13 protein-coding genes are annotated in these 12,201 nt (G+C 33.7%); 3 read left to right on the forward strand and 10 right to left on the reverse strand.

The annotated features are described in order from the left end of the window. Positions 1-243: 243 nt before the first annotated feature. From atpG to CVD18_RS19000, 10 genes are all read right to left on the reverse strand, one after another. Positions 244-1,104, reverse strand: a complete 861-nt coding sequence (gene atpG / locus CVD18_RS18955; RefSeq protein WP_103867083.1) for an ATP synthase F1 subunit gamma — start codon at positions 1,102-1,104, stop codon at positions 244-246. 124 nt (positions 1,105-1,228) lie between these two features. Further along, positions 1,229-2,809: a F0F1 ATP synthase subunit alpha gene (gene atpA / locus CVD18_RS18960; RefSeq protein ID WP_103867084.1), complete on the reverse strand. Its 1,581-nt coding sequence runs from the start codon at positions 2,807-2,809 to the stop codon at positions 1,229-1,231. A gap of 75 nt (positions 2,810-2,884) precedes the next feature. Next, positions 2,885-3,412 (reverse strand): ATP synthase F1 subunit delta, encoded by a 528-nt coding sequence (gene atpH / locus CVD18_RS18965; protein WP_369858797.1) that lies wholly within the window; start codon positions 3,410-3,412, stop codon positions 2,885-2,887. Between the two features lie 5 nt (positions 3,413-3,417). Next, on the reverse strand, positions 3,418-3,918 hold the full coding sequence (locus tag CVD18_RS18970; RefSeq protein ID WP_103867085.1) for a F0F1 ATP synthase subunit B: 501 nt from the start codon (positions 3,916-3,918) through the stop codon (positions 3,418-3,420). A 96-nt stretch (positions 3,919-4,014) separates the two neighbouring features. Continuing rightward, positions 4,015-4,203: an ATP synthase F0 subunit C gene (atpE, locus tag CVD18_RS18975; RefSeq protein WP_004569351.1), complete on the reverse strand. Its 189-nt coding sequence runs from the start codon at positions 4,201-4,203 to the stop codon at positions 4,015-4,017. A gap of 39 nt (positions 4,204-4,242) precedes the next feature. Beyond that, entirely contained in the window at positions 4,243-5,340 is a 1,098-nt protein-coding gene (gene atpB, locus CVD18_RS18980) for a F0F1 ATP synthase subunit A (protein WP_103867086.1), read from the reverse strand. Between the two features lie 111 nt (positions 5,341-5,451). Further along, entirely contained in the window at positions 5,452-5,859 is a 408-nt protein-coding gene (locus tag CVD18_RS18985) for a hypothetical protein (RefSeq protein WP_103867087.1), read from the reverse strand. Positions 5,860-5,920: 61 nt separating this feature from the next. Next, positions 5,921-6,166 (reverse strand): AtpZ/AtpI family protein, encoded by a 246-nt coding sequence (locus CVD18_RS23415; protein ID WP_255409472.1) that lies wholly within the window; start codon positions 6,164-6,166, stop codon positions 5,921-5,923. Beyond that, positions 6,111-6,557 carry a polymer-forming cytoskeletal protein gene (locus CVD18_RS18995; protein ID WP_103867089.1) on the reverse strand — a complete coding sequence of 149 codons (447 nt, stop codon included), beginning with the start codon at positions 6,555-6,557 and terminating at the stop codon, positions 6,111-6,113. The genes CVD18_RS23415 and CVD18_RS18995 overlap by 56 nt, the downstream gene beginning before the upstream one ends. A 30-nt stretch (positions 6,558-6,587) precedes the next feature. Beyond that, entirely contained in the window at positions 6,588-9,230 is a 2,643-nt protein-coding gene (locus CVD18_RS19000) for a hypothetical protein (protein WP_146052855.1), read from the reverse strand. Between the two features lie 1,234 nt (positions 9,231-10,464). Between CVD18_RS19000 and CVD18_RS19005 the strand changes: the two genes are divergently transcribed. The 3 genes from CVD18_RS19005 to CVD18_RS19015 all read left to right on the forward strand — a co-directional run. Then, entirely contained in the window at positions 10,465-11,517 is a 1,053-nt protein-coding gene (locus CVD18_RS19005) for a ferredoxin--NADP reductase (RefSeq protein ID WP_103867090.1), read from the forward strand. Between the two features lie 106 nt (positions 11,518-11,623). Further along, the gene (locus CVD18_RS19010) at positions 11,624-11,866 is read left to right on the forward strand and encodes a transposase (RefSeq protein WP_103867091.1); all 243 of its coding nucleotides are present in this window, start codon (positions 11,624-11,626) and stop codon (positions 11,864-11,866) included. After that, the coding region (locus CVD18_RS19015) for a transposase (RefSeq protein WP_103867092.1) at positions 11,859-12,201 on the forward strand (343 nt) is incomplete at its 3' end. The genes CVD18_RS19010 and CVD18_RS19015, both read left to right, overlap by 8 nt.

The following is a 12,201-nucleotide window of genomic DNA, read 5'->3' on the forward strand; positions in this document are numbered from 1 at the left end:
AGAAAGTATGAGTAATGAACTTATAAAATCTATAGTAAGTAATCATCACTACTTAGACGCATTTATGCGAAGTTAATATCCGTAAATTGTATAATTATGATTTAAAGCTATTGAAAAAGAATACATTCCTTCTAAAATGGAAATCTCCCATAACAAAACAACAAACCTCATAAGAAAACTTATGAGGTTTGGCAATTTATTACAATAAATTTCAGCCTAGGCTGAAATCATTAGTATATAATATTAGTTATTAAGTGCTTCTGCACCACCAACAATCTCGAGGATCTCATTGGTAATAGAAGCCTGTCGTGCCTTGTTATAAGATAGCTTAAGTGCATCTCTAAGCTCTGTAGCATTATCTGTAGCTTTATGCATTGCTGTCATACGTGCTCCATGTTCTGATGCAAATGAATCACGAATAGCCTTATACAATTGTGTTTTTAGCGACTTTGGAATCAATTCTTCTACAATCTCTTCTTTTGAAGGTTCAAAAACATAATCCAAGTTTACCTCTTGATCACTTTCTACAGGAACAATTGGCAAAAATTGTTCTGTAGTTACATCTTGAGAGGCTGCATTTCTAAACTTATTGTAAACAACTACAATCTTATCATACGAGCCTTTGGTAAAATGCTCCATCAATTCTTCTGCTATTGTAGCAACATTAGCAAAGGTAAGATCGTCATATAACTCACTTTTATTTGCAATTACTGTATGTGTTTTTGATACAACGTCATTCACTTTTTTACCAATGGTAACAAAATCAACTTGTTTACCCGCATACTGATTTTCATACAGCTCTCTTACACCTTTAACAATATTGGTGTTAAAAGCACCTGCTAAACCACGATTAGAAGCAACAGCTACTACAAGCACCTTATTTACCTCACGTTGTTCTGCATATACACTTGCACTATCACCATCTAGTGAAGCACTCAGATTTTGCAACAATTCTGTAAGTTTATCTGCATAAGGTCTCATTGCAGTAATTGCCGACTGCGCTTTATTCAACTTTGCGGCAGATACCATTTTCATAGCACTGGTAATCTGCATTGTTGAAGATACAGAGGTAATTCTACTACGTAATTCTTTTAAGTTTGCCATTGTTTATAATATTGAGTATTGAGTAATAAGTAGTGTGCTACTATGTAAACTCATACTTTTCTAATATTAAACTCTTGAAGCTATGTATTTGTAAGGTATACTCACCAATACAACTTACTTCTTATTAATTTTTATATTTTGCTGAAATTTCTTTACAAGCTGAGATTAACACATCAATAACTTCATCAGTTAATTTTCCAGCTTTCAAAGTGTTTAGAGTATCTCTATGCTTTGCATTTAGGTATTCTATATAATCACTTTCAAATTCCTTTATTTTATTCACAGGAACATCTCTAAGCAAGTTTTTTGATCCCGCATAGATGATTGCAATTTGATCTTCTACAGTATAAGGATCATTCTGTGCTTGTTTTAGGATTTCTACGTTTCGTTTTCCTTTTTCAATCACATTCAATGTTGCCGCATCAAGATCAGAACCAAACTTAGCAAATGCTTCTAATTCACGAAACTGTGCTTGATCTAATTTTAATGTTCCAGCTACTTTTTTCATCGATTTAATCTGTGCAGAACCACCCACACGTGATACAGAGATACCCACATTAATTGCAGGACGTACTCCAGAGTTAAATAAATCTGATGTTAAAAATATCTGACCATCTGTAATAGATATTACATTGGTAGGAATATATGCAGATACATCTCCTGCTTGTGTTTCAATAATTGGCAATGCAGTCAATGATCCACCACCTTTTACTTTAGATTTCAAAGAATCAGGAAGGTCATTCATATCTTTTGCAATTGTATCATCTGCAATTACTTTTGCAGAACGCTCTAATAATCTAGAGTGAAGATAGAAAACATCTCCTGGGTATGCCTCACGACCTGGTGGACGACGTAATAAAAGTGATACTTCACGATATGCTACTGCTTGTTTTGATAAATCATCATAGATAATCAATGCAGGACGTCCTGTATCACGGAAATATTCTCCAATTGCTGCACCAGCAAACGGAGCATATACTTGCATTGGTGCAGGATCTGAAGCATTGGCCGCTACAATTGTTGTATACGCCATTGCACCTTTCTCCTCCAATACTTTTGCTATTAATGCTACTGTAGATGCTTTTTGCCCTATTGCAACATAGATACAATATACAGGTTCCCCTGCATCATAAAATTCTTTCTGATTTAGAATAGTATCAATACAAACGGTTGTTTTACCAGTTTGACGGTCACCGATCACTAATTCACGCTGTCCTCTACCAACTGGCACCATTGCATCAATAGACTTAATACCCGTTTGTAATGGCTCTGTTACTGGCTGACGAAAAACTACTCCTGGAGCTTTACGTTCTAATGGCATTTCAAAAGTTTCACCTTCGATTGCACCTTTACCGTCGATAGGGCTACCTAATGTGTCCACTACTCGGCCTACGATTCCTTCTCCAACATTGATCGATGCGATACGCTGTGTACGTTTTACTATTGCACCCTCTCTAACTTCTGTTGAAGAACCTAAAAGTACTACCCCAACATTATCTTCTTCAAGGTTAAGAACTATACCTTCTAAACCAGATTCAAATTGTACTAATTCTCCGTATTGAGCATTAGACAATCCGTATACTCTGGCGATACCATCACCTATTTGTAATACAGTACCTACTTCTTCTAGTGAAGCCGTAGCTTCAAATCCAGATAATTGTTGTTTTAATATTGCTGATACTTCAGCAGGATTCACTTCTGCCATTTTATAATAGTTTGAAAGAAAGAGCTTGAACACTCTTTCTCATATTATTAAATTTATATTTTAAAACGTATGTATTTAATTACTTAATTCTCTTCTTAAGTTTGTAAGCTTATTTGCGATACTAGCATTGTATTGCAAATCACCAACTCGTAGAATAAATCCACCAATGATGCTTTCGTCTACTACATTCTCAATAGTAGCTTCATTACCTGTAAGCTCTTTTATCTTAGCTAAAACTTTTGAATTCATCTCCTCATCCAAAGGTATTGCTGTCGTAACTTTTGCTTTTTGAGTATTATTAAGTTGATCGTGTAAAATAGTATATTGTTTTGCTACTTCTGCCAATATAGCTACTCTCTTATTATCAATTAATACATCAAAAAGTTTTTTCGTAATCTCGTTGGTATTTTTAAAAATCTCTTGCAATGAAGCAAGTTTGATTTCATTCTTGATCAACGGACTACTTAATACCATTCTGAGTTCAGCGCTATCACCAACTGTAGTGATAATACCTTGCATATCCTTCTGAACATCATCGGCTATATTTTTATCTTGAGCCAAACTCAAGACTGCCTTAGCATAACGTATTGCTGCTCTACTCATTTAGTTTAGTTTAAAGTAACATCTTCTAACATAGTTTCAACCAATTGTAATTGCTTGTCTTTGCCAGATAATTCTTTTCTTACTACTTTCTCTGCAATTTCAACAGAAAGGCCTGCCACCTGATTCTTAAGATCTACTATTGCTGCTTTTTTCTCACTAGCAATAGTTGCTTGTGCTTGCGCAACAATTTTATCAGCTTCGGCTTGCGCTTCTACTTTTGCATCAGTAATCATATTTTCTTTAAGCTCTCTAGCTTCTTTAAGCATGCCATCACGTTCTGCTCTTGCTTCATTTAGGATTCTTTCATTATCCGCCTGAAGGTTTTGCATTTCTTTCTTAGCTTCTGCTGCTGCATCCAATGCTCCTTGAATTCCATCCTCACGGTCTTGTAGACTATTTAAAATAGGTTTCCAAGCAAATTTTCTCATTAATAAAATAAGAATCAATAAGATGATTGCCTGCATAAAAAACAATCCGGGAGAAAAATCATTTAATAACTGATCCATTGTGTCTAATTATTATCTTTTATATATTCTTGCTTAATTACTTATAAACATTTCCTGCAACCAACCGTTGCAGGAAAATGTTTGTTTTGTCTAGGATTACTTTCCTAAGATTAATGCTCCAAAAGCCAAACCTTCTAAAAGTGCTCCGATGATAATCATCGCAGTTTGAATCTTTCCAGCTGCTTCTGGTTGACGAGCAATACCTTCCATTGCTTTTCCACCAATTTGACCTAATCCGATTCCTCCTCCGATTACGATTAATCCTGCTCCAATTAAATTGTACATACTATTGATTTATATAATTAAACAAATTCTTTTTCTATATTAATGGTGATCATGGTCTGCCACAGCCATACCTATAAACAACGATGATAACATTGTAAAGATAAAGGCTTGCAAAAACGCTACTAATATTTCTATAACAGAGATAAACAATGTTAATATCAAAGAAATACCTGTTGATCCTACTACACCAAACTGAGCTTTTAACAAAATCATCAATCCTATCAGGCTCATCACTACAAAGTGCCCTGCTGTAATATTAGCAAAAAGACGAATCAATAATGAGAAAGGTTTGGTTAACATCCCTAAGATTTCAATTGGCATTAAAATAATTTTCATTGGCACAGGTACTCCTGGCATCCAGAAAATATGTTTCCAATATTCTTTATTACCGCTAAACTGCACAATAAAGAATGTAAACAACGCCAAGCATACTGTTACCGCAATATTACCCGTAACATTAAAACCTAGTGGTGTTAACCCTAACAGATTCAAAATCCAAATAAAGAAAAATACAGTCAACAAAAAGCCCATATATTTTCTATATTTCTTTTCTCCAATATTAGGTCTTGCAATTTCATCTCTTACATAAATAACTAATGGCTCTAAAACTCTTGCAAACCCAGAAGGGATTGGTCCTTTTTTATACCCTCTAGCCAATGCAGAGAATAATAACAACATAAGCAAACCAGCAAACAGCATCCCTACTACACTTTTTGTAATAGAAAAGTCTAATGGTTTTGCATTTGTTGGATGATCATGATCATCTAATGTAATTGTACCTTGGGCATCAGTTTTATAAACTTTACCGTGGTATAACTTATAATAGCTACCTCCTGCTTCTGCAACGCTTTCTCCATGGTGAAATTCTGAAGACATAAATGTCTTAATTCCTCCATCCCACAAAATAACTGGAAGCGGAAACCCATAATGGGTTCCTGTTTCTCCGTTTGTGTAAAAAATAAAATCGTGAGAATCTTGTAAGTGATGCCTAATATAAGCGTCAATTTCTTCTTTGGTATCAATAGGATTACCCTTTGATTTATGTTGCTCATCACCTGATGAAGCCCATACTACCGTACCTGTAAACATAAGCAGCAATATCATTGCGTACTTGAGAGATCTTTGAAATACTTTCATTTCCTAAATTCTGATGTTTTTATATGCCGTCTGAATTTGGGTGCAAAAGTACATTATTAATTAGTAATAATCGTATAGAGTTTTAGTTTTTTTCTGTTTTTATAGGAATGTCTATAATGATGGTGATTTATCAGAAAATATTTTAAGTAGTCTAGAGACAACATAAACCAAAACAATGGAGTAAATTATATATAAAACAAGAAAAATCAATCGACTAGGCATTGATTTTGGGTCATCTAGCCATCCTAGCTTATATATAAACAATCCTGCGATAATCATTTTTGCCATTAATAATCCTAAAAAAACAAATCCAGTATTTTTGGGACTAATTTTATAAACTATCAATGAAGACCCGTAAACGAAGAGGGTTGCTATGAGTAGAAACAAATGTTGCTTGTGAATAAAACTCTTAAAAGAGGCTTCAATATAACTTGCAATAACAAAATTATGGATGCAATATAAAATAATACTTGTAGCAATTAGAATTGCTAAGGGTTTGATAACTGTTTTATATACCATTGAATAATAACAATAAAATGTAGGTTATGGCAAAGATACTATTTTGCATAACCTACACTTATTATTTAGATTCTTTTATTACTTGCCAAATCACTGATGTTATTGCCAAAAAAACGGCACCCATACCTACCCATTTGCTATAGAATGGTACTTGATGTCCTAATTTTTCGTCTAGATAGATTCCAAGATAATGCCCACCAACTATGATAGCCATCATTTGGATTCCTATTGTGGTGAATTTAGCAAATTTTCTAAGCTGATTTCCCCTGTCCTTGCGCTGTTTGCGGTTGTCCTGTTTTTTGCTCACTAGGCTTACTCAAAGATTTCACACCACCTTTCATAGAACAAGATGCATTAAAGTTTGCTCCTGGCTCAACGGCTAGTTTACCTACGGTAACTTCACCTTCTATATGTGCTGTTGGTTTTAAAGATAGTGTATTTGATACATTAAGATTACCAGAAAATTTACCTTCAAAGTCAGCATCAGAGCATTCTAATGTTCCTTGTATAAATCCAGATCTCCCAACAACTACTTTACCCGTTGTCTTAAATGTTCCTTCTATGGTACCTTCTATCCTAAAACCTCCTTCAGAGATTATATCACCTACGATCTTGGTTCCTTCTGAAATTTTGTTTTGATTACGAGAGAAATCGGCTGAACTACCTTGGTCTCTTCCTTTTTTGTTGTCTGAAAACATAATATAGTTATTATATTAAAGGGGGTTAATTTATTCTGTTTCTTCTATTTCAAGTCCTTTTTGATCATAGTCTTTCAGGTTCTTATGGATCTGAACTATCCTATAATTTGGCGAAGCAATCGTAAAATAGGAGTTCTCTACTTTTTCATAGTATTTCTTTTTTCTATCCCATTTTGTTAAATCTACTCCTCTGGTATCTTCTGTCTTACCAAGTGACAGCAACTCTCCCAATCCTTCTGCTACCAATCTACTACCATTTGTATGTACAACTACAAATTGCTCGTCTTTAGTATATATATCTAGCGAAACTTTCATTTTATCATATCTCAATTCTTTAATAATTGCTTCGATATTTTCTTTTAAAGCTTGCGCTTGATTCTCTCCAAAGGTAGAGAATGTATACACTAATTTATGATTATCTAACTCATCTGTAGCGGTCAAAAACACATTGTCTTGTATTTGAGGGATCGTGATTTGATAAATCATCTGTGCTTTTTTACCCTCAGGACTTTGGGGGTAATTTAGCGACACATAATTGAGAGCTTCTTTATAAGCCTCAAATCCTCTATACCTTCCTATTGCTTGTGCTTTCAACAGTTCAAATTTTGGTAAATAATCTTCATCTCCTCCAAACTTTATAATCATTCTATCACTATCTCTTATAACAGATGCATACTGTTGATTCTGAAAATCTCTATACAATTTATTATATATAGATTTTGAACTATTCTTATCATCTTCTAATTCTTGATTGGGGTTCTGAAGGATTTTTGCATACCTAGACTCTGCATGGTTATTCATAATATCCTGCATATATCCATTAGATTTCATGGTATTACCTTGTAAAACATAAATCTTATATAGATTGTATTTTGAAGGAACGATCAAACGCTCTTCAGGATCATTTTTTAGTAACCCTTCAAATTTATCGATAGCCAAATCATATTCCTGAAACTTTTCTTTATAAATCACCCCTAATTGATAGTATGCAAAGTTGCGATCAGTCTTTAGACTATCAAGGATAACTGGATCAGATGGTAATTGAGCTATATATGTCTGGGGATCAAATGCAGGATCTTTGTCTATAGAATATTCTTCTTTCTTTTTCTCTTCTACTGTAGAAACAGCACTTGGGTTTGCAATACTCGAAACCCTCCAATTGTCTTGCAACTCACGATTACCGTATGTTCTTTTAAAAGCTGTTTTACCATAAGCCACTATGGTTTGATTATAAAAATAAAAAGTTCCTTCTCCTGCATTGGGCCCTTTGGTCGCGGTTGTAAAACCTGACCCTGGCTGTCTATATCGTTGTTCTGCAGGTAATTCCCCTTTTATTCTGGCTATCTCTGCCGCTTTTTCAGCCTCAATAGCCTTACTTTTGAGCTTATCTGTATATGCCGCATAATAGACTGTTCTCTCTTCTGGGGTCATTGCCACAACAGTAAGAACACTATCATTGGTTCTGGCAATCCCTTCATATAAAATAACATCCTCGAGATTATCTCGTTTTTTCTTTAATACCCTATATTTTTTTGAATTTACTACCATCCTCTGTAGTGTACTATCATAGTATGCACCAGAAACGGCGTATTCTTTTCTATCAAAACTTATGTCTCCTAGTGTATAATAGTTGATTGACTCCAGATACTTGTCTGTAGATTTTGTACGCAATGATTTATTGTAATACTCTATTGCCAAGTCAGTAGAATCCAAGGTTTTGAAGTAGACTGCTTTTTGATTGTATATTTTATCTAGAAACGGTCTGTTTTCTCTATTTTTTTCTAGATCTGTCAATAATTCTAGAAATTCTTCTTTATTGCCATTGTCGTAATTAAAATTTCGTGCCTTGGCCATATAGGCATTCATCATATATTTTCTGGGTGTCCTACGGTTTAAATCTATAACCTGATCAAAGGCATAGTTTGCGCTGTCTTTGTACCCTAATTCATTGAGCAGTTGCCCTTTTATATATAGATACCTACCTCTTTCTTCATTTTTTTTAGTATGTACCGCGGCTTTGGTAATATAGGTAACAGCAGTATCTTTTTTTTCTATGTTTATATATGCTTGAGCTATCATTGCAACCGCATCTGCATAATCCTGAGGTTTCATAAACTCCTGCTCTATCATTCTGTTTAAATCCTCTATAGCCTTATCATTATTATCCAAACGAAGATTTGTTTTGGCTCTCCAAACTTTGGCATGATTGATTGTATTACTGGTAGGATACTTATAAAGAATATAATTAAATGCCTCTAGGGCAGGAACAAAACGTTGCTCAAAATAGCGGGCTTTACCTAATAATAAAAAAGCTTCATCAATTTTAGGATTACGCTCCTTATTATCAATAAGCATACTATGCCTTTGTATTGCCTTTACTGCTTTTTCTTCTGCTCTGTCAAAATTTTGATTTAGAACTTCATTAGGGAGCCTTACATCCTCACTTACAATCATACGTTCTACTGGTAGTAACTCCCAAAAGTTATCATTGTATGATTGAATGATGTCTTCTTTACCTTTATCAAAGGCCAAACGCCCATTATATAAGGTATTATTTTTTGTGGTAAGATCATGCCATGCACGATTTACAAACTTATTTTTCTTACGAGAACAAGCCAACCCTACAATAACTAAAAGTAACACTAAGGAGATTTGTGATATTTTTTTTCCCAAACCAGATATTTTTATAAGTGTGATAACTAAAAAACTAGCTTTTTAGTGTGTTTACTTTGCATAAAAACAGAATATACAGGGTAAAAATACATTTCTTTCAGTAAAAAACGGGTTATTAACATATTTTTCTATGTGTAATTATTGTTTTCAGGAGTATTGTTTGACTTATTAACAATAGAAACATCTTTTTTATACCATTCTAATTGCTATTTCCACTTAAAAATTTATTATACCTAATTAAATCTAAAACTTAGAGGGAGCTATTCTTGTGTTGCAAATATTTATGCTACTTATAGAACTGACAGAGAATATCAGTTTTGTGGTGGAATGGAAATTCCCACCAATGAATATCGTGATGTTTTTACTGGTTTTCTGTAGGGTGCAAATAGATAAAGCATATAACACAATCACGAGAATCTAAATAATGTTATCAAAGAAAATAATTTGTTATATGTCACGTTATTTAGAAAATCGCAATTATTCCCTTTACACCAAAATTATGTTTTAGAAAATCTACTCCATAATTTGGGATTATATAAATATTATTTGATAACTTCATTGTCATATTTATTTACACAAATCAATTAGACTCACACCTTGAGTGTCTATAAATGTTTAAGGTAAAACCTCTTAAAACTCTTATTATGAAATCAAAATTGTTAATACTAGGGAAAGTACTTAACAAAAAACAACAGCAAAGCATTACTGGTGCTGCTCATAGGCCTTGTACCAGTCACAGGGATTGCTCTGGCTGACAAGGATGTTGTTATGCTGCAGAGTTATGCTTTTTGGATTCTTATCCTGGCCTACAACCTGACGGCACTTGCTGGAGTTAATCATGTAATACTATTTATATTTTGACCACAGCAGTAGCATTCTCTTTTTTTTGTACCTACTTCAAAACGAAAATAGTTTAAAACAATTAGGGTGTCGAACTCATTTTTTCTATACCCTACTCTGTCTATATACCATGAATCATTCATTTTTTTTCTCATGAAGTGATTTCTATTGCTTTGATTTCAGTAAAAAACAGATAGAAACCTCATCTTTGGTTTCCATTTTTGAGGGCAAAATTTATATTTTACTCTCTAATTTTACTATAAAATCAAGCTACTTTTATTGCATTTACTATTTTTGGCAAAAATTAAAGAAATAAGACCTTTGACAATCAATCAAGGGAGTTGTTTAACTTCATGATTTGATGATTCAAATCTAATATTTTAGAAAAATTACAATGTCAGATTTCCATAAACTATCTATCAGTAATATCATTAGAGAAACCTCTCTTGCAGTCTCAATAACCTTTGATGTTCCGCAGGCGTTAAAAGACACCTACTCCTTTACCGCAGGGCAATACATCACTATAAAGACAGAGGTGCAAGGAAAAGAAGTAAGAAGGGCCTACTCTATTTGTAGTGCTCCCCAATGTGATACCCTCAAAGTAACAGTAAAAGAAATACCCAACGGGACTTTTTCTACCATTGCTAATAATGAATTAAAAGAAGGGGATATACTAGAGGTACACCCACCTCAAGGTAATTTTTTGCTCACAACCAATTCCCAAGCACAAAAAACCTATGGGGCCTTTACTGCAGGTAGTGGGATTACCCCAATAATGAGTATGATAAAAGCTGTTTTAAAACAAGAATCCAATAGTCGCTTTATATTGGTATATGGTAATAAGACACCACAAGAAACTATTTTTTATAAAGAACTATCAAAATTACAACAAGATTATACTGACCGTTTATTTATAGAATTTGTTTATAGTAGAAGCCACGAGGATAATGCTCATTTTGGAAGAATAGAAAAGTCAACCATAAATTATATCATAAAAAACAAATATAAAGATCTTTCCTTCTCCTCATTTTACCTTTGTGGTCCTGAGGAAATGATCGATACTGTTTCTTCTATACTATCCGAAAATGGCACTCCAAAAGAAGACATTCATTTTGAATTATTTACCAGTAGTGCAGAAACCGTAGAAATAGAGACCAATCTAGATGGTAAATCCAATATAACCATATTGGTGGATGATGAGGAATTCTGTTTTACCATGGATCAGAAAAAAACCATTTTAGATGCCGCTCTAGAAGAGGATATCGATGCTCCTTATTCCTGCCAAGGAGGCGTTTGTAGTTCTTGTATTTGTAAAATTACGATTGGTACTGCTGTGATGGAAAAAAACAGTATTCTCACCGATACTGAAATTGCAGAAGGATTCGTTTTAGCATGTATGGCACACCCTACTACTGCAACTATTACTGTTGATTTTGATGATGTATAAACAATTCTAGAGTATCGAAATCTCTCACAGGGGTTCGCTTGGAGTTGCTACCTTTATTCGGACAGATATTTAAGACGGTTTATGTTTAAATAAATATCTTAGAAAAATGAAAAAACGATTTTATAGTAAAGAATTTAAATCAGAAGCTGTTCAATTAAGCTATCAGCGAGAAAACATAAAAGAATTAGCCAATGAATTAGGGGTTAAAGTTGATAGGATTTATCGTTGGCGTAAGTTAGATAGTGAAGATGGAGTTTCTAAAAAGGCTTCTAAATCGCCTTCACAAATAGATAATCAGGAAGTAACACAATTTACGGATAAATTTTTCGTATATTTAAAGAATGGGTAAGCATATATTATTAGAAGTAAAAGAATCCTCAAGTCATTTACGGAATTTAATCAGAAAAGAGACTAATCCTAAAAATGTATTACGACTACAATCTTTGTTACATATTAGAGAATCAAGCTTTTCTACACAATCAGCCTTGGCAGAACATTTAGGATATCACGTTCGTAGTATGGAACTTTGGCTCAAGTTATATAAAGAAGGAGGTTTATTCGCCATGCTTTTGAATTCAAAAGAAAAACAGCAGCGCAAGCGAATCATTACTCCAGCTGTACACGATGGATTATCAAAACGACTTAATAATCCAGAGCAAGGTTTCCATAGTTACGTAAAATTAG

Origin of the sequence: Aquimarina sp. I32.4 (assembly GCF_002924285.1) — a bacterium.
In the GTDB taxonomy this organism is placed as follows: Bacteria; Bacteroidota; Bacteroidia; order Flavobacteriales; family Flavobacteriaceae; genus Aquimarina.